Below are 17956 nucleotides of genomic sequence, written 5' to 3'. Positions count from 1 at the left end.
GGGGAGAGAGGCCTTGTGGGGGGCAAGAAGAAAAAAAATTCTTGTCTTTGTTTGGGTGTTGGGAGGAAAAACCCCCCGGGGGGGTGTGTTTCCCCGCCCCCCCACCCCACCCCATGCGACTTGGACGAGAGCCGAGTTGATGGGCTAGAGTCTGGAGCACGCCGCAGGCCGCAAGACCTGCGAAACGTGCGGGTGTAGTTTAGTAGTAGAACAACCCCCTTCCAGGGGGAAGGCGCAGTGTGCAATTCCTGTCACCCGCTCTGCATCGCCGTACCGATCACTCATGTCGATCAGGTAGGCTGGTGCTCGCACCGATCGGTGAAGGCCGGTCGGAGGCAATGCGGACGTAGCTCAGCTGGTAGAGCGCAACCTTGCCAAGGTTGAGGTCGCGAGTTCGAACCTCGTCGTCCGCTCGGGAATCAGACCCCGGTCCTTCATGGACCGGGGTCTTTTCGTGCCCCCGGCGCGATGGCCGGCCGCCCCCTCTGACATTTGTCATGCCCGGTGATGACGGCTCGCACTGTCCCCCGGCCCGGAAGGCCGTAATGCTTGAGGCATGCAATCAAACGGACACGAACACGTGATTGAGGTCACCGACCTGCGGCGTGTGTACGGGGGCGGGTTCGAGGCCGTGCGCGGAATCGACTTCTCCGTGCGCCGCGGAGAGGTCTTCGCCCTCCTCGGGACCAACGGCGCCGGCAAGACGTCGACGGTCGAACTGCTGGAGGGCCTCGCCGCTCCGGCCGGCGGCCGGGTGCGCGTCCTCGGACACGACCCGTACACCGAGCGGGCCGCCGTACGCCCCCGCACCGGGGTGATGCTCCAGGAGGGCGGCTTCCCGTCCGAGCTGACCGTCGCGGAGACCGCGCGGATGTGGGCAGGGTGTGTGAGCGGGGCCCGCCCGCCGGCGGAGGTGCTGGCGCTGGTCGGACTGGAGACCAAGGCCGACACCCGCGTGAAGCAGCTGTCCGGGGGCCAGCGGCGCCGACTGGACCTGGCGCTCGCACTGCTCGGCGACCCCGAGGTGCTCTTCCTCGACGAACCCAGCACCGGACTGGACGCCGAAGGCCGCCGGGACACCTGGGAGTTGGTGAGCGCGCTGCGCGACGGCGGTACGACGGTGCTGCTGACCACGCACTACTTGGAAGAGGCCGAGAACCTCGCCGACCGGCTCGCGATCATGCACGAGGGCCGGATCGCCGCCACCGGCACCCCGGCCGAGGTGACCGCCGCGCAGCCGTCCCGGATCACCTTCGAACTGCCCGACGGCTACTTCGTCGGCGACCTGCCGCCGCTCGGCGAGCTGGGCGTCGGCGGACACGAGGTCGACGGCCGGATGGTCAGGCTGCGCACCCACGAACTCCAGCGCGCCGCCACCGGACTGCTGGTCTGGGCCGGACAGGCCGGAGTGGAACTGCGCCGCCTGGACGTGCGGTCGGCGTCCCTGGAGGAGGCGTTCCTCGGGATCGCGAAGGAGGCGTCCGCGAGGACGGCCGAGGGGACGACGACGAAGGAGTACGCGGCATGAGCACCACGACCACGAAGCGCCCCGCGACGCGCGCCACGAACGCCACGGTCACCACGCCGGTGAAGCGGATGACCGCCCTCGCCCGCGCCGAGATGACCCTGCTCGGACGGAACAAGGGCACGCTCTTCGCCGCGCTGTTCGTACCGCTCGTGCTGCCGTTCAGCGTGCAGCAGGCGTCCAAGGAGATGGACCTCGCCGAGGCCGGACTGACCACCGGCACGCTCGTCCTGCCCGCCGCGATCGGCTTCTCCCTGCTGTTCGCCGTCTACTCGGCCCTCGTCGGCGTCTTCGTCGTACGACGCGAGGAGCTCGTCCTCAAGCGACTGCGCACCGGCGAGCTGCGGGACGTCGAGATCCTGAGCGGGTCCGCGATGCCGGCCGTCCTCAGCGGCCTCGTGCAGAGCCTGCTCCTGGCGGCGGGCTGCTTCGTGCTGCTGGACCTGTCCGCGCCGTCCGCGCCCCATCTCGCCGTACTCGGCCTGCTGCTCGGCCTGGTGATGTGCGCCGCGCTCGCGGCCGTCACCGCGAGCTTCACCAGGACCGGTGAGAGCGCGCAGGTCACACCGCTGCCGTTCATGTTCGTCTCGATGCTCGGCTCCGGCATGTTCGTCCCGCTCGAGGTGCTCCCCGACCGGCTGGCCTCCCTCTGCGAACTGCTGCCGCTGACGCCCGTCATCACGCTCGTACGCGGCGGCTGGACCGGTGACCTGTCGGCCTACGAGGCGCTGGGCGCCGTGGCGACGGCGGTGGCCTGGACCGTGGTCGCGGTGTTTGCTGTACGACGGTGGTTCCGCTGGGAACCGCGGCACTGACGTACCGGGCGAGTGGGAGCGGCGGACAGATGCGCAGGCCAGGCGGATGGTGGCGGCGGAAGAGCACGCCGGAGAAGGTGGAGACGTACACGCGGTGGTCGTTCCACTTCTTCGGGATGAGCGAGATCGCCGGCATCGGCCTGTCGACCTACGGCCAGGTCGGACCGCGGCTCGCGACCGGGCTGTCCCTGATGGTCGTCACGCATGCCGTGGTGTCCATGTCGACCACCTCACGGGCGCTGGACTGGACCCTCGGGCGCCGTGCGCAGCCCGTACGGCAGCTGTGGGGGCTCGGCGTCGTCACCGCGGTCCTCGCGGTCGTCGCGGTCGCCCTCGTGGAGCACGGCCCCGAGGGCGGGAGCGTCGACGCCGCGGCGCTCGGTGTCTTCGTGGGCGTACAGGCCTTCGGCGTCGGCGTCATGGCACTCGGTGCGCACCACGACCGGCGGAGCGTCGTCGCCCTGGTCTGCGGCTTCGCGGCAGGCGCGGGGATCGTGTCGCTCTCCATGGGCATGCTGTGGCTCGCCGCGCTGGTCATCGCCTGCGTCACGCTTGCGGGCGGGGCGTTCCTCGCCTTCACGGCGGTGTTCTCCGTCTGGCTCCTCAACGCGGTCTACGCGCTCGACGACGCCAAGGAGACCCGCACCCGGCTCGCCGTCGCCGAGGAGCGGCTGCGGTTCGGCCGGGACCTGCACGACGTGATGGGCCGGAACCTGGCGGTGATCGCGCTCAAGAGCGAACTCGCCGTCCAGCTGTCCCGGCGCGGCCGGCCCGAGGCGGTGGAGCAGATGATCGAGGTGCAGCGCATCGCTCAGGAGTCGCAGCGGGAGGTCCGGGACGTCGTACGCGGCTACCGGGAGGTCGCCCTGGAGGTCGAGCTGGCCGGCGCCCGGGGTGTGCTCTCGGCGGCCGGCATCGTCGCGGAGGTCACCGGCGAGACGACCGGACTGCCCGCCGAGGTGCAGTCGGCGCTCGGCTGGGTGGTGCGGGAGGCGACGACGAACGTGCTGCGGCACGGCAACGCGGAGAAGTGCGCCGTGACGGTACGGATTTCGGAGGGGCGAGTAGTGCTGACGGTGGAGAACGACGGGGTGGCGGAGGCGGCCGAGGCAGCGCCCTCGGGCGGGTCCGGGCTCGCGGGGCTGCGGGAGCGGCTGTCCGCCGTGGACGGCACGCTGGACGCCGGCCGGGCCGGCAAGGGCGTGTTCCGGCTCACGGCCCGGGTGCCGCTGCCGCCGGACTTCCCGGCCGTGCTGGAGGTCGCGTCGTGACGACCCCCGTACGGGTGCTGCTCGCCGACGACGAGCACCTCATCCGCGGGGCGCTGGCGGCCCTGCTGTCCCTGGAGGACGACCTCGTCGTGGTCGCCGAGGCGGCCACCGGTCCGGAGGCGCTGGCGATGGCGCGGGCGCACGTGCCGGACGTCGCCGTACTGGATCTCCAGATGCCCGGCGCGGACGGTGTGAAGGTCGCCACATCCCTGCGGTCCGAGCTGCCCGCCTGCAGGGTGCTGATCGTGACCAGTCACGGACGCCCCGGGCATCTGAAGCGGGCGCTCGCGGCGGGGGTGCGCGGGTTCGTCCCCAAGACGGTCAGCGCCCAGCGGCTCGCCGAGCTGATCCGCGCGGTGCACGCCGGAAACCGCTACGTCGACCCGGAGTTGGCCGCCGACGCGATCTCCGCCGGGGACTCGCCGCTGACCGCGCGCGAGGCCGAGGTGCTGGAGCACGCCGCCGACGGGGCCCCCGTCGCGGAGATCGCCGAGCGCGCCGCGCTCGCGGAGGGGACCGTACGGAACTATCTGTCGTCGGCCGTGAGCAAGCTCGGTGCCGAGAACCGGCACGCGGCGGTGCGGCTCGCGCGGGAGCGGGGTTGGGTATAGTGGCTGTCGCGCCACGGCGCAGTGCGAACGTAGCTCAGTTGGTAGAGCGCAACCTTGCCAAGGTTGAGGTCGCGAGTTCGAACCTCGTCGTTCGCTCCATGTGAGAAGCCCCCGGTTCCGGCCGGGGGCTTTCTCGTGTCCGCGGTGCCGCGGCTACGGCGGCTACGGCGGCTACGGCGGCTACGACCAGGTCAGGCCGGTCAGGCGCTCGTACGCCTCCACGTACTTGGCCCGGGTCGCGTCCACGACCTGCTGCGGCAGCGGCGGCGGGGGCTGCTCGCTCTTCCGGTCCCAGCCGGACTCCGCCGAGGTCAGCCAGTCCCGGACGAACTGCTTGTCGTACGACGGCTGCGCGCGGCCCGGCTGCCACTGGTCGGCCGGCCAGAAGCGGGAGGAGTCCGGGGTGAGGACCTCGTCGCCGAGGACGAGGTCGTCACCGCTCTCGCCCGCGAAGCCGAACTCGAACTTCGTGTCCGCCAGGATGACGCCGCGGTCGCGGGCGATGTCCCGGGCGCGGGAGTAGACGGCGAGGGTGGCCTGGCGCAGGGCGGCCGCGGTGTCCGCGCCGACCTGGCGGGCGACCTCCTCGTAGGAGACGTTCTCGTCGTGCTCGCCGACCTCGGCCTTGGTGGCCGGGGTGAAGATCGGGGCGGGCAGCTCCGAGCCGTCGACGAGGCCCTCGGGGAGGGCCAGGCCGCAGACGGTGCGGGTCTCCTGGTACTCGGCCAGCCCCGAGCCGGTGAGGTAGCCGCGGGCCACGCACTCCACGGGGACCATCCGCAGGGACTTGCAGACCAGCGCCCGGCCCTCCCAGTCGGCGGGGGCGCCGAGAGGCAGTTCGGTGCTCAGGACGTGGTTCGGGACCAGGTCGGCGAGCTGGTCGAACCACCACAGGGAGAGCTGGGTGAGGACCCGGCCCTTGTCGGGGATCTCGGTCGGCAGCACCCAGTCGTAGGCGGAGATGCGGTCACTGGCGACCATCACGAGGTCGCCCGCCTCGTTCCGGTACAGCTCGCGCACCTTGCCGGTGTGCAGATGCACCAGACCCGGAACCTGGATCGGCTCGGGCTTTTCAACGAATCCGGACACGGTTCCTCCCCGTGGTTCTGTCCAATGCTCCGATTGTCCCGTACGGGTGGGTGATCGGGGACGGCGGGTCGGCCAGGGGGTGGAGTGGGGATGCGTGCCGGGGGCGGGCCGGGGTGCGGGTCAGTCCCGTTTGCAGATGCGGTCCAGGAGGTTGGCGGTGGCGCGCTGGACGCGTGGGTCGACGTGGCCCGGGCGGTCCAGCGCCGGTGACCAGGCGAACGTCCCGGACGCGAAGACCCAGGCGCCCGAAGGCGCCCGGTACAGCGACGTCTCCTGGTGGCGCCGGGCGTTCTCGACGTCGGTGTACGGGCTGTGCGCGAGCAGGACCCGCTCGTCGTGCTCGGGGAGCGGGGTGCGCGGGAAGTAGCGGTCGGCCTCGCCGGCGACCAGGTCCTCGATCTCGTCGCCCTCGTGCGCTCCGGTGGCCTCCCAGAGCCAGTGACCGGCGTTGCGGACGATCATCGGGTGCGGTTCGGGGACGCGGCCGGCGTACTGGATGCCGAGGAGTTGCTGCTCGGCGCGGTCGACCTCCCGCCACAGCACCGGTCGGCCCGGGCCCCGGCGCTTGCGGCAGGTCAGCAGGCGGTCGGGGGCGCCGGACGGGGAGGGGGCCAGCTCCACCTGCCAGTACATGGTGTTGGCGGAGAGGAAGACCAGGGACGTGCCGTGCTCGCGGGCCAGCTCCGTGGTGCGGCGCATGGGGGCGGACCAGTACTCGTCGTGGCCGGGGAAGACCAGGCCCCGGTAGCGGGTGGGGTCGACGCGGCCGGAGTGCAGGTCGCGGGCGTCGGCGTAGGCGAGGTCGTAGCCGTAGCGCTCGGCGAAGCGGATGAAGTCGTAGGCGTGGCCGACGTGGAGGGGGAGGCCGGCGCCCGCGTACGGGCGGTCGAAGGAGACGGTCGTCGCGGCGTCCGCCTCGCCCAGCAGCCGGCCGTCGTCGTCCCAGGCGTGGTAGAGGCTGGCGCCGGTACGGCCGTCCTCCGGGTAGAGGTTGTACGCCTGCCAGGTGATGTCCGGCAGCAGGAGGAGCAGGTCGGCCGGGTGGCTGTCGCGGACCGTGAAGGGCACGTGGGAGCGGTAGCCGTCGGCGGTGGTGAGGACGGCCACGTACGCGCCGATGTTCCAGTACGAGGGGATCTGGAGCCGCCAGGACAGCCACCAGTGGTGGCAGGAGACCGTGCGGTCGGCGGTGAGCGGCGGGGGCTGGACGATGCCGGACAGGCGGGGGCTGGTGGTGATCTTGGCGGCGCCGTCACCGCCGTAGTGGCCGATCCGGTAGACGTCGACGCTGAATTCCTGGGGCGGGTCGACGGTGATGTGGAAGTCGATGGCCTCGCCGGGGGCGGCGGCTCCGGTGGCGGTGAAGCCCTTGATCTGGCGGCGGACGTCATCGGCGGCGCGCGGACCGCCGCCGTCGGTGCGCCGCCCCGGGGTCTTCGTGCCGGTCCTGCCGGTCCTGCCGGTCCTGCCGGTCCTGCCGTCCGGGTCCGGTGCTGCGTCCTGGTCCGCGTACCAGGCGACGACCTGGCCGGTGTCGCCGAAGTACGTCTCGCCGCCGCGTAACCAGGGGACGGGCCCCAGTCCGAAGGGATCCGTCACGGCATGCGCGAGTGCTCCCGACTCCCAGCGGCGGATCTGCTCGGGCCCCATGGGACAGTCCCCTCCCTCGTGCCCCCGTGGTCGTGCGTATGACGAACGCCTTTGCCATGTGCGCGATCGGTCCCAGCACATCACATTTCGCGCGCGTGCTGTCACTGTTCGTTGCGAAGTGGCCCAAAGTGGAATCGGTGGGTCCGATTCGGCGTTCCGTCACGGCAGCCGCACGGCAGCCGCACGGCAGTTGGTGGGGCGGGTCAGACCAGGCGCACCGGCTTCTCCGGGCGTATGCCGAGCTCGGTCATCCAGTCGCGCAGGGGGCCCGGGTCGCCCGTCTCGACGAGGCTGCGGACGTGCGGGGCCAGCTCAACGGCGCGGGCGCCGTCGACCAGGAGGGACGGCCCGTCGAGCCAGTCGAGGCCGGGGGTCGCACCGGCGGTGTCCATCGCCGCGCAGCACACCATCGCAGTGATGTGGGCGGTGAGGATCTCGCGGCCGGTGCGCGGGGGCTGCAGGGGGAAGAGGGGCAACGCGCGGTCGTCCCAGAGGGCGGCGTCGGGGCCGACCGGCGCCGCGGCTCCCTGAGCGGGGGGCTGGGCCCCGGCAGGCCGTGCCTCCGCCTCCTCGCGGGCCAACTGGGCACTGAGCCCGGCGGCCAGGGCAGCACCGCGGGCCGTGGTGCCGACCAGGTCGTCATCGTCGTCGTTGTCGTCGGCGGACGCGGACGCGGAGGCGGAGGCGGAGGCGGCACGGTGGTCCGGGTGGTCGCCGCCGGGGGTGTCCGCGTCGCCGTAGGCGCCGAGGTGGTCGGTGTGGGCGGTGTGCGCGTCGTGGGCGGTGTGCGCGTCGCGGGTGTCGTGCGCGCTGTACTGCGGGTATGCGGCGGCCTCGGTGCCGGGCTCGGGCTCGGCGACGGTGCCGGGCTCGGTTGCCGGTCCGATGCCGGTGCCGGGCTCGGTCTCGGCGTCGGCGACGGGCTCGGCGTCGGCGACGGGCTCGGCGTCGGCGACGGGCTTGGCGTCGGCGACGGGCTCGGTTGCCGGTCCGATGCCGGTGCCGGGCTCGGTCTCGGCGTCGGTGCCGGGCTCGGCGTCGGCGACGGGCTCGGTCTCGGCGTCGCTGCCGGGATCGGCCACCGTTCCGGTGCCGGTGCCGGTGCCGGTGCTGATGCCGGTGCCGGTGCTGATGCCGGTGCCGGTGCCGGCGTCGGCTGTCGTGTTCCGTGGAGTGGAGGGGCCGTCGGTGGTCGGGGCGGGGGTTGTCGTGAGGTGGTCCAGGACGCGGGCCAGGGTCGGGCCGTCCGTGCCCGGTGTCGCGCCGTCCGCGGTGCGGCGGACGCCCAGGGTGTCCAGGACGCGGTGGAGGCGGGCCGCGTCCGTGCGCCAGGTCCGGTCGACGACCTCCTCGGGATACTCGTCCCAGGCCACCGGCGCCCAGTCCGGGCCGGTCTCGGCCGGCCCGCCGTGGAAGAGGCGCGCGGCGAGGAGGGAGACCGCCTCGTCCATCACCCCGGGCTCCTCCAACAGGTCGCAGGCGGGACGCTCGCCCAGGCGGGAGGCGAAACCCTCGGCCAGGCGGTCGCGGCGGGACAGCTCCGTGAGCGCGGCGACCACGCCCACGTCCAGCCGGGAGGGCCAGCGGCCCATCCGCCAGGCGGGCAGCGCCACCCGGGTCAGCAGCCGGTCCCAGCCCGCGTAGGCGAGCCCGACCTGCTCCTGCGCGACGATCCGCAGCCCGTAGTCCACAGCCTGTGCACGCTCGGCGGCCGCGGTCGCGACCCCGCGCTCCATCTGTGCCGCATGGACGCGGCAGCTGCGCAGCAGGAGCCGGGACACCCAGCCGAGGCCCGCGTACACCGCCCGGGACAGCGGGCCGCGCCTGCCCGACGAGGCCACCGCCACCGCGGCGTCCAGGCCCCGTATGAAGCGGCGGGCCGCGGCTATGTCGGGGTGCGCCGAGGGGCCCGCACCGGCGACGACCGGGGCGAGGACGGCGCGCAGTTCGCCCACGCGCATCCACCACAGGAAGGGCGAGCCGATGATGAGGACGGGCGCGGCGGGGGTCCGGCGGCGGGCGGGTCCGCCGATGCCGGCCACGTCGGCGTGCTCCTCCACGGGCGGCGGGCCGTGGGCCGGGTGGGTGCGGTCCTCCAGCCAGCTGTCGCAGTCCGGCGTGAGCGCTATCGCGGAGGGGGCGGGGACGTCGAGCCGGTCGGCCAGGTCGCGCACCATCCGGTAGAGGTCCGGCGCCGACTCCTCGGCGATCGTGACCGTCGGGGTCACGGCGGGCCGGGAACGGGCGACGACGAGGGCGACTCCGCCGGCGGCCACCAGGACGAGGAGCGCGAGCGCCGACACCACCCAGCGGGCTGTGTCCCAGCCCCCGCCCGCGAGGTGCCCGGTGGAGCCGCCCACGAGCAGGATCACGGCGGCCGCAGCGGGCAACAGGGCGACGGCCAGCGCCCTGCTGCGAACGCGCAGCACGGCCAGCGCACGGGAGCGCGCTGCCTGCGCGCCCATCTCCACATCACCGATACCGGTCACGGCCGGCCTCACCCCCTCCTTGCTGCCCTGGGCTTTCCTACTGCTCTCCGGCTCTTGCTCACTCCCCCACTGTGGCACCCACCACTGACATCGCAATGCCGGTGGGCCAAGTGCCGGAATGCCTGCGCGGCACCATAGTTGGGGCCTCCGTGCCCGTCAGCCGTATGGCGCATCGGTCACTCGATGGAATGGCTTTGGGGAAAGGTGGATGACGGACAGCAAGGATCAGGCCCCGGCTCCTGAGACGGAGCCGGGGCCTGTCGGGTTCGGTGCGCGGGCGTGTTCCGCAGGGCCGGTCAGGCGCCCGCGGCCGCCTTCGCCGCGATGTCGGTGCGGTGCTGGGAGCCGTCGAGGCCGATGCGGGCGACGGCCCGGTAGGCGCGGTCGCGGGCCTCGGTGAGGTCCGTGCCGGTGGCCGTGACGGACAGGACGCGACCGCCGGCGCTGACGACGGCGTCGCCCTCGCTCCGGGTGCCGGCGTGCAGGACGTAGGCGTGCGGAGCGTCCTCGGCGGCCACCTCGTCGAGGCCGGTGATCGGGTCGCCGGTGCGCGGGGTGCCGGGGTAGTTGTGGGAGGCGACGACCACGGTGACGGCCGCGTCGTCGCTCCAGCGCAGCGGCTCCAGGTCGGCGAGGTTGCCGGTGGCGGCGGCCATCAGCAGACCGGCGAGCGGGGTCTTGAGGCGGGCCAGCACGACCTGGGTCTCGGGGTCGCCGAAGCGGGCGTTGAACTCGATCACGCGGACCCCGCGCGAAGTGATCGCGAGACCGGCGTACAGCAGTCCGGAGAACGGGGTGCCGCGGCGGCGCATCTCGTCGACGGTCGGCTGCAGCACGCTCTGCACGACCTCGTCGACCAGCTTGGGGTCGGCCCAGGGCAGTGGCGAGTACGCGCCCATGCCGCCGGTGTTCGGGCCCTCGTCGCCGTCGAGCGCGCGCTTGAAGTCCTGGGCGGGCTGGAGCGGGCGTACGTTCTCGCCGTCGGTGACGGCGAAGAGGGAGACCTCCGGGCCGTCCAGGAACTCCTCGATGACGACGCGGTCACACGCGTTCGCGTGCGCGCGGGCCGCCTCGATGTCGTCGGTGACGACGACGCCCTTGCCCGCGGCCAGTCCGTCGTCCTTGACGACGTAGGGCGCGCCGAAGGCGTCGAGGGCCGCGTCTACCTCGGCCGGGTTCACGCAGACGTACGAGCGGGCCGTGGGGACGCCGGCGCCGGCCATGACGTCCTTGGCGAACGCCTTGGAGCCCTCCAGCTGCGCGGCCTGCCCGGACGGGCCGAAGACCGGGATGCCCGCCTCGCGTACGGCGTCGGCGACCCCGGCGACGAGCGGCGCCTCCGGTCCGACCACGACCAGCTGGGCGCCGAGCCGGGTGGCCAGCGCGGTGACGGCCGCGCCGTCGAGGGCGTCGACCTGGTGCAGTTCGGCGACCTCGGCGATACCGGCGTTGCCGGGTGCGCAGTGCAGCGCGGTGACGTCGGGGTCGAGGGACAGGGAACGGCACAGGGCGTGTTCGCGGGCGCCGCCGCCGATGACAAGGACCTTCACGGGGTGAAGCCTAATGGGAACGGGCCGGTGCGGTTTGTGCGGGCTTCCGAAGGGGCGGGGCCGGGAGGCTTGTGGGTTCCTCCAGTACGGCAGTACGGCAGTACGGCAGTACGGCAGTACGGCAGTACGGGGCGGGCCCGGACCGCGTCGGCGATCGCGCCGCCCCACACCCCTCCTACTCGTGCGGGATCTCCTCGACCACCGACGCCCCCAGCTCCCGTACCAGCAGTTCCTTGCCGGAGAGGGCCGACTCGTCGAGGTCGGGGTCGTCGTCCTCGGGGATGTCGTCCTCGGGGGAGACCGGGCGCGGCTCGGGTGCCGGGGGCCGGGGCGCGGGGGCGGGCCCCGGCTCGGAAGCCGGCCCCGGCGCGGCGGGCGCGGACGACGCGGGAGCCGGGGCCGCGGGCGCGGACGCGGGAGCCGGGGCCGCGGGAGCCGACGGGCGCTGTGCGGGCGTACCGCCTCCGTAGCCGCCACCACCGCCGGCACCGGATCCGCCGTAGCCGCCGGAGGGACCGGCGGGGGGCGGAGGTGCCGAGCCGCCGGAGGGGTCGACGACCGCCTCGATCTTCCACTGCACGTTGAACTGCTCGGCCAGGGCCTGCCGCAGCACGTCCTCGCTGCCGCTGCTCATGAAGTTGTCGCGAGCGCCGGCGTTGACGAAGCCGATCTGGAGGGATGTGCCGTCGAAGCCGGTCACCTGGGCGTTCTGGCTGAGCAGGATCCAGGTGAACCGGCGGCGGTTCTTGACCGCCTCCAGGATGTTGGGCCAGATCGTGCGCGGGTCGACTCCCGCGCCCGGCGGCGGAGAGGCAGGCCCGGGAGCGGCGGCGGCCGGCACGGGTGCCGGTGCCGGGGCGGGGGCCGGAGTCGATGCGGGACCGGAAGCGGGAGCCGGAGCGGAGGCGGAAGCGGGCGAGGAAGCGGGCCGGGACTGGCCGCCGCCCGCCGGTGCCGCCGTGGGCCACCCTCCGGGGCGCCGCCCGCCACCCGCGGGAGCCGCGGTCGGCCAGGCCCCGGGCGCGGGTGCGGACGGAGGCGCCGCGGCGGGGGCGGCGGGAGGTGCGGGGTCGGGTGCGGGAGCGGGAGCGGCCTGAGGTCGGCCGCCCCCGGCGGGGCCGCCGCCTTCCTCGGGTGCGGGAGCGGGAGCCGTACTGGCACCGGCGGCCGTCTCCGAGGGCGGACCGCCCTGACCGGCCGCCGGGGCGCCAGCACCACCGGGTCCGGGCGCCCGGACCGCCGCCCGGGCAGCGGCGGGCCCGCCGCCCGGCGGAACCGGAGCGGCGGCGGCCACGACACCACCGGCACCGACACCACCGGTACCGGCAGCACCGGCATGCGCCTCGGGCCCGGGTACGTATCCCATGGCGGGCGCCCCCGCGCCCGCGGAGAACTGCACGCCGCGTTCGATCCGGTCCAGGCGCGCCATGACCGAACGCTCGTCGCCGTACGCGGCGGGCAGCAGCACGCGCGCGCAGATCAGCTCCAGCTGGAGGCGGGGCGCGTGGGCGCCGCGCATCTCGGTGAGCCCCTCGTTGACGATGTCGGCGGCACGGCTCAGCTCGGCGGCACCGAAGGAGCCCGCCTGGGCCTGCATCCGTTCGACGACGTCGGCCGGGGCGTCGATGAGACCCTTCTCCGCCGCGTCGGGCACGGCGGCGAGGATCACCAGGTCACGGAGGCGCTCCAGCAGGTCGGTGACGAAGCGCCGCGGGTCGTTGCCGCCCTCGATCACCCGGTCCACGACCTCGAAGGCGGCCGAGCCGTCCCCTGTGACGAACGCCTCGACGACGGAGTCGAGCAGCGAGCCGTCCGTGTAGCCGAGCAGGGCGGTCGTCATGTCGTACGTCACACCGTCGGCACCGGCGCCCGCGAGCAGTTGGTCCATGACGGACATGGAGTCCCGGACGGACCCCGCGCCGGCCCGCACCACCAGCGGCAGCACGCCGTCCTCGACCGGGATCTCCTCCTTGCCGCACACCTCGCCGAGGTAGTCGCGCAGGGTGCCGGGCGGCACGAGGCGGAAGGGGTAGTGGTGGGTCCGCGACCGGATGGTGCCGATGACCTTCTCGGGCTCGGTGGTCGCGAAGATGAACTTCAGGTGCTCCGGGGGTTCCTCGACGACCTTCAGCAGGGCGTTGAAGCCCTGCGGGGAGACCATGTGGGCCTCGTCGATGATGTAGATCTTGTACCGGCTGTAGGCGGGCCCGAAGAAGGCCTTCTCGCGCAGGTCACGGGCGTCGTCCACGCCTCCGTGCGAGGCGGCGTCGATCTCGATGACGTCGATGGAACCCGGCCCGTTGCGCGCCAGGTCGCGGCACGACTGGCACTCGCCGCACGGCGTCGGGGTGGGGCCCTGCTCGCAGTTCAGACAGCGCGCCAGGATCCGGGCGCTGGTGGTCTTGCCGCATCCGCGCGGACCGCTGAACAGGTACGCGTGATTGACCCGGTTGTTCCGCAGCGCCTGCTGCAGCGGGTCGGTGACATGTCCCTGCCCGATGACCTCGGCGAAGGACTCCGGGCGGTAACGGCGGTAGAGCGCGAGAGACGACACGCATACGAGGTTATAGGCGCCCACCGACAACCGGTCCGCCCCGGGAACGCAGGCGCCCCCCACGCACCCGCCAGAGCCGACCTACCCTTGCTGCCTTCCGGCCCTGGGGGAGTTCAGTCAGATAGCGCCGCGTGAGGGGCTGGGCCACACGTTACCCGATGTGGGGCCCCGAGAACGAGTTCGCAAGCACTCTCCGACGTCATGTAATGTTCTCTGCGGAGGATTCGCCTAGAGGCCTAGGGCGCACGCTTGGAAAGCGTGTTGGGGGCAACCCCTCACGAGTTCGAATCTCGTATCCTCCGCCAGTGCCTCACCGGGCACGAAGTCGAAGGGCCCCACCGCTTGCGGTGGGGCCCTTCGACGTTGGTGGTCTCAGATGCTCCGAGGCGACGCGTCGGCTCGGTTGCTGGTCCGCGCTCCTCCGCCGCGCACCCCCTCACGGCCGACGAGCCAGAGCGCGCTCCCGTTGATCATGGGTACGAGTGGATGTCGATCCCACGGGCCTGATGCTCCGCAGGTGGAACAGATCACTCCCTTGAGCGCGAGGGACGCCTGTGGATAACTCTCGTGGCCGAAATCCTCCCTAGTAGTGTCAAGACGTGGCCACTCCCCTGTTCTTCGACACCGCCCTCCACACCCTCCCCTCAGTCCCCGAGGAGGCCGTGGAGCACGGCGAGGTGTTCACGCGGCGTTGGGTCGTCGATCTGATCCTCGACCTCGTGGGCTACACGTCTGACAAAACCCTCTGCGACCTGAAGCTCGTGGAGCCGGCCTGCGGTTCAGGAGCCTTTCTAGGAGCCGTAGCTTCGCGGATCAGCGCATCCTGCCGCGAGCAAAACCGTCCCATCAGTGACGCAAGCCATGCCGTGCGTGCGCTCGATCTGCTGGAGCGCAACGTCCGCAGGAGCCGCGAAGTCGTCGAGCAGCACTTGGTCGACGACGGCTGGAACCCCACAGATGCCCAGCAGGTGGCGGCGGCCTGGGTCGAGCAGGGTGACTACCTACTCCAGCCCGAAGGGACCCAGCACGCGGACTACGTGGTCGGCAACCCGCCCTACATCCGCCTGGAAGACGTTCCCGCGGACAGGATGGCGGTCTACCGTCACGCGTGCCCCACCATGGGCGGCCGCGCAGACATCTACGTCGGCTTCTTCGAAGTCGCACTCCGAAGCCTCGGGGCAGGCGGACAGCTAGGCTTCATCTGCGCGGACCGTTGGATGCGCAATCAGTACGGTCGGCAGTTGCGCCAGCTGGTGACCAAGAGCTTCAGCATGGACCTGGCACTGGTCATGCACGATGTGGACGCCTTCGACGACCAGGTCTCCGCGTACCCCGCCATCACCCTGATCAGCAAGCAACCCCAAGGCACCGCTGTGGCAGCGGACACCACGCGAGCCTTCGGTGCTCCTGAGGCCACCGCCTTGGCACGCTGGTACGCGACTGACCAGACAGAGCCGGTCACGACACCAGCGTTCCAGGCCGCTCGGATGCCGCACTGGTTCCCGGACGAGGACTCCTGGCCGAGTGCTTCACCTGCACGACTGGCAGTCCTCGAGGAACTGACAGAGCGCTTCCACCTGCTTGAGAGCAAGAAGTCCGGTACCCGAGTCGGCATCGGCATCGCCACCGGAGCGGACAAGGTCTTCCTCACCGACGACGGCACGTTGATCGAAGACGACCGCCTCCTGCCGATGGCCATGGTTCGCGACACCACGAGCGGCACGCTCAACTGGAACGGCACCTACCTGGTCAACCCCTGGACGGCCAACGGCGATCTGGTCGACCTCGCCGCGTATCCCCGGCTTGCCAGGTATCTCGACGAACACGGAGCCGCGTTGCGCAAGCGCTACGTGGCGGTCAAGCAGCCACACCGCTGGTACAAGACCATCGACAAGGTCGATCACGCGCTGACTCGGCGGCCCAAGCTGCTGCTCCCGGACATGAAGCTGACGATCCATCCGGTACTCGACGAGGGCGGACTGTACCCTCACCACAACCTGTACTTCATCGTCTCGGACGTCTGGGACATGCGCGTGCTGGGTGGTCTCCTACTCTCCAAGGTCGCGGAAGCATTCGTGGAGGCGTACGCGGTCAAGATGCGAGGGGGGACCCTCCGCTTCCAGGCTCAGTACCTCCGCAAGATCCGGGTCCCAGACCCGGAAGCGATCAGCGAGCGCGACCGAGAAGCCCTGGCGGCAGCTTTCGACAAGCGAGACGTGAGGGCCGCCACGGAGGCCGCCCTGCGCGTCTACGGACTTGCCGAGCTTCCTGACTAGGAGAGCGGATCTTGACGGTCACCCGCCAGGACTTCGAGGACGCGATAGCGACCTATTGGGGCGCCAAGCAGCTGCAGCGGGAGCAGTCCGCGATCAAGGCCGCGGTCGGCGCCGGCACCGCCGGATCCGTGCGCGGTGGTAAGCACTTCGACGCGATCGCGATCCTCCTGTCGAAGTTCTTCCTCGAAGCCGGCTACCCGCCCGAGAGCATCCGGGTCACCAAGAAACAAGGTCTGGAACTCCCCGGTTACTACCGCCCCCAGAAGCAGTGGGACCTCGTGGTGGTCCACGAGGGAGTGCTGGTTGCGGCTTTCGAACTGAAGGCCCTCGGTGGGCCGTCGTTCGGAAACAACTACAACAACCGGGTTGAGGAAGCACTCGGCAGCGCGGTGGATCTGCGACGGGCCGCCTTGGCCGAGCTGTATCCGAAGGAGAAGCCCTGGCTCGGTTACTTCTTCGTCATGGAGGACGGCAGCGGCTCTCGGAGGCCGGTCAGCATCGCGGAGGGCGCGCTGCCTGCCGATTCAATCTGGCACGGCACCTCGTATCAGGACCGGTTCGGGATCTTCCGCGAGCGCCTTGTGGCCGAGCAGCTGTACGACGCCGCTTGCTATGTCACGTCCTCAGCCGAGGACCCCAAGCCCGTCGAACTGGTGAACAGCCTTGACTGGCGGCACTTCTCGGCTGCCATAAGCGCCCGCCTCACGTATTTGAAGGAGCTCGGGATCCCCGGCTAGGAAAAAGGACGAGCGGGCCCCGACCGATCTGGTCGAGGCCCCGCATTCGGATGCCTTCGCAGGGGCGAGGTCCCCAACCTCGATCTTGCTTGACGGTCCGCCGCGGAGTCGGTCGGCCGTTTCGTGTGGTGGGTAGAGGGGGCAGGTCGGGGGCCCAAATGTCGTCTCGGGGTGGCGCGGGGTTTCACTGCTCCGGGTGAAGGGCTCGCGTGGGAACGGGGAGACCTTCTGGTCACCCGGGGTTCGGTAGGAGAGCGAGCCGTTCGAGAGCGTCGATGATCACGTGGGTCCAGGGCCAGTGCCGGCCGGAGGCGGGGGTGTGCGTGTATTTCGTCTCACGGCGAGCCGCCGACGGGGCCGCCGGGGGTCGTCCCACCGGCCGGGGGAGCAGGCACGGGTGGGGGTGGCATGGCGCGGCGCGGGCGCGGGAAAAGGCGGCGGGCACGGCCCCGGGGGCGAAGGTGCGCTTCCACCGCGGCCATGTAGCGCTCGCGGACATCCGCCAGCGCCCGCAGGTCGATCACCGACGTCGGGATCACCATCGCCGTGTCGTCCGCCCCTGGGGGCGAGAGCCACGCATCCTTCATGCTCTGCCCGGCCACCGTCCGCGTACGGGCGACGAGTTCGTCATACGCGGCGCCCACCTCCGGAGCCTCGAATCGGACCCACGCCTCGTGCCAGGTCAGTCTGGACTGGATCTCTCGCAGCTGCTCCGACAGGCGGACCCGCTCCTCGGCGGCAGCGTCCGCGCGGCGGCGCCGCACGGCGTAAGCCATCTCCGCGTACTGGATGCTCGCCTCGTACGCGCTCGCGAACAATTCCTGCTTCCGCTCCTGCAGCTGGGCGCGACGGCCAATCCGCGCCTGGAGGCCGAGGACGAGGCCGGTCACGAGTGCGGCGAAAACAGCGGCGTAGGGGCCGAAGACTTTGATCGCGTCAGCCAATGATGTGGTCCTGTTCGTCGAGGCCCGGCGAACCGTGGCCGTGGGGTGCTTCGAAGCCCGGCCAGATGTTGGTGGCGCGATAGGCAGATTCCCATCGCAGATGGCGGACGATGATCGCGACGAGGACCCGCCCGCCGTCACCGGGCGACCAGCGGCGCGAGGGCGCGTCCTTCGGGTACCAGAGGCAAAGGGAACCGTCGGGGTTGCGGTGGGCGGGGCAGTCGGGTCCGCGTGCGTGGACGCGAGGGAATGCCGGATCGCCGGCGGCGAAGGCGATCCGGAGACTGTGTGAGGGCAGGATCCGAACGTGCGGGTAGACCTGGACAGTGAAACCGGACGCGAAGTCGGCAAATTTGTCCACCTCGCGCGCGTCGAGCCCCGTTGAGCGCATCCCGGTCAGCAGCTCGGCGCGGGCCATCGGACGTGCGAACCAAGGACGCCGCGC

The 17956-nt window shown here is 71.8% G+C and carries 13 protein-coding genes, 4 tRNA genes and 1 other RNA gene; 10 read left to right on the top strand and 8 right to left on the bottom strand.

The annotated features are described in order from the left end of the window. Positions 1 to 188 precede the first annotated feature (188 nt). From ACFCZF_RS25320 to ACFCZF_RS25290, 7 genes are all read left to right on the top strand, one after another. Positions 189 to 260 (top strand) — tRNA-Gly (locus ACFCZF_RS25320). Positions 261 to 340: 80 nt separating this feature from the next. Then, positions 341 to 413: transfer RNA gene (locus ACFCZF_RS25315), tRNA-Gly, on the top strand. Positions 414 to 556: 143 nt separating this feature from the next. Beyond that, on the top strand, positions 557 to 1528 hold the full coding sequence (locus tag ACFCZF_RS25310) for an ABC transporter ATP-binding protein (RefSeq protein WP_375918798.1): 972 nt from the start codon (positions 557 to 559) through the stop codon (positions 1526 to 1528). Beyond that, complete coding sequence (locus tag ACFCZF_RS25305) at positions 1525 to 2340, top strand: ABC transporter permease (protein ID WP_376673600.1); 816 nt, start codon at positions 1525 to 1527, stop codon at positions 2338 to 2340. The genes ACFCZF_RS25310 and ACFCZF_RS25305 overlap by 4 nt, the downstream gene beginning before the upstream one ends. Before the next feature lie 29 nt (positions 2341 to 2369). Then, positions 2370 to 3611 (top strand): sensor histidine kinase, encoded by a 1242-nt coding sequence (locus tag ACFCZF_RS25300; protein WP_376673599.1) that lies wholly within the window; start codon positions 2370 to 2372, stop codon positions 3609 to 3611. Then, complete coding sequence (locus ACFCZF_RS25295; RefSeq protein ID WP_375918789.1) at positions 3608 to 4222, top strand: response regulator; 615 nt, start codon at positions 3608 to 3610, stop codon at positions 4220 to 4222. Before ACFCZF_RS25300 ends, ACFCZF_RS25295 begins: the two co-directional genes overlap by 4 nt. Positions 4223 to 4245: 23 nt before the next feature. After that, positions 4246 to 4321 (top strand) — tRNA-Gly (locus ACFCZF_RS25290). Between the two features lie 81 nt (positions 4322 to 4402). Here the strand turns inward: ACFCZF_RS25290 and ACFCZF_RS25285 are convergent. The 6 genes from ACFCZF_RS25285 to ffs form a co-directional block, all read right to left on the bottom strand. After that, positions 4403 to 5311 (bottom strand): phosphoribosylaminoimidazolesuccinocarboxamide synthase, encoded by a 909-nt coding sequence (locus tag ACFCZF_RS25285; RefSeq protein ID WP_376673598.1) that lies wholly within the window; start codon positions 5309 to 5311, stop codon positions 4403 to 4405. A gap of 120 nt (positions 5312 to 5431) precedes the next feature. After that, a complete protein-coding gene (locus ACFCZF_RS25280; RefSeq protein ID WP_376673597.1) occupies positions 5432 to 6961 on the bottom strand; it encodes a N,N-dimethylformamidase beta subunit family domain-containing protein in 1530 nt (509 codons plus the stop codon). Positions 6962 to 7164: 203 nt separating this feature from the next. After that, positions 7165 to 9450 carry a hypothetical protein gene (locus ACFCZF_RS25275; RefSeq protein ID WP_376673596.1) on the bottom strand — a complete coding sequence of 762 codons (2286 nt, stop codon included), beginning with the start codon at positions 9448 to 9450 and terminating at the stop codon, positions 7165 to 7167. Positions 9451 to 9746: 296 nt separating this feature from the next. Further along, positions 9747 to 11000 (bottom strand): phosphoribosylamine--glycine ligase, encoded by a 1254-nt coding sequence (purD, locus tag ACFCZF_RS25270; protein WP_376673595.1) that lies wholly within the window; start codon positions 10998 to 11000, stop codon positions 9747 to 9749. 175 nt (positions 11001 to 11175) lie between these two features. Then, a complete protein-coding gene (locus tag ACFCZF_RS25265) occupies positions 11176 to 13554 on the bottom strand; it encodes a DNA polymerase III subunit gamma and tau (RefSeq protein ID WP_376673594.1) in 2379 nt (792 codons plus the stop codon). Positions 13555 to 13602: 48 nt separating this feature from the next. Beyond that, positions 13603 to 13697, bottom strand: an RNA gene (gene ffs / locus ACFCZF_RS25260) — signal recognition particle sRNA small type. 74 nt (positions 13698 to 13771) lie between these two features. Here ffs and ACFCZF_RS25255 point away from each other — a divergent pair. The 3 genes from ACFCZF_RS25255 (at position 13772) to ACFCZF_RS25245 (ending at position 16567) form a co-directional block, all read left to right on the top strand. Further along, positions 13772 to 13859: transfer RNA gene (locus tag ACFCZF_RS25255), tRNA-Ser, on the top strand. A gap of 294 nt (positions 13860 to 14153) precedes the next feature. After that, on the top strand, positions 14154 to 15830 hold the full coding sequence (locus tag ACFCZF_RS25250; RefSeq protein WP_376673593.1) for an Eco57I restriction-modification methylase domain-containing protein: 1677 nt from the start codon (positions 14154 to 14156) through the stop codon (positions 15828 to 15830). Positions 15831 to 15841: 11 nt separating this feature from the next. Then, positions 15842 to 16567, top strand: coding sequence for a PaeR7I family type II restriction endonuclease (locus ACFCZF_RS25245; RefSeq protein WP_376673592.1), 726 nt, complete (start codon positions 15842 to 15844; stop codon positions 16565 to 16567). A gap of 335 nt (positions 16568 to 16902) precedes the next feature. Here ACFCZF_RS25245 and ACFCZF_RS25240 read toward each other — a convergent pair whose 3' ends face one another. Together ACFCZF_RS25240 and ACFCZF_RS25235 are read right to left on the bottom strand one after the other, a co-directional pair. Further along, positions 16903 to 17511 carry a hypothetical protein gene (locus tag ACFCZF_RS25240; RefSeq protein ID WP_051860339.1) on the bottom strand — a complete coding sequence of 203 codons (609 nt, stop codon included), beginning with the start codon at positions 17509 to 17511 and terminating at the stop codon, positions 16903 to 16905. Next, complete coding sequence (locus tag ACFCZF_RS25235) at positions 17504 to 17929, bottom strand: hypothetical protein (RefSeq protein ID WP_376673591.1); 426 nt, start codon at positions 17927 to 17929, stop codon at positions 17504 to 17506. Before ACFCZF_RS25235 ends, ACFCZF_RS25240 begins: the two co-directional genes overlap by 8 nt. Positions 17930 to 17956: the final 27 nt, after the last annotated feature.

This window comes from Streptomyces sp. NPDC056296 (assembly GCF_042268605.1).
Taxonomy (GTDB): Bacteria; Actinomycetota; Actinomycetes; order Streptomycetales; family Streptomycetaceae; genus Streptomyces.
The sequence above is the reverse complement of the archived record's forward strand: the minus strand, read 5'-3'. Positions and strand labels throughout refer to the sequence as shown.

What these genes read in the sequence shown, in the direction of transcription:
- ACFCZF_RS25310 (WP_375918798.1), top strand. Translation starts at nt 557, where the DNA reads ATGCAATCAAACGGACACGAACACGTGATTGAGGTCACCGACCTGCGG.
- ACFCZF_RS25305 (WP_376673600.1), top strand. Translation starts at nt 1,525, where the DNA reads ATGAGCACCACGACCACGAAGCGCCCCGCGACGCGCGCCACGAACGCC.
- ACFCZF_RS25300 (WP_376673599.1), top strand. Translation starts at nt 2,370, where the DNA reads ATGCGCAGGCCAGGCGGATGGTGGCGGCGGAAGAGCACGCCGGAGAAG.
- ACFCZF_RS25280 (WP_376673597.1), bottom strand. Translation starts at nt 6,961, where the DNA reads ATGGGGCCCGAGCAGATCCGCCGCTGGGAGTCGGGAGCACTCGCGCAT.
- ACFCZF_RS25235 (WP_376673591.1), bottom strand. Translation starts at nt 17,929, where the DNA reads ATGGCCCGCGCCGAGCTGCTGACCGGGATGCGCTCAACGGGGCTCGAC.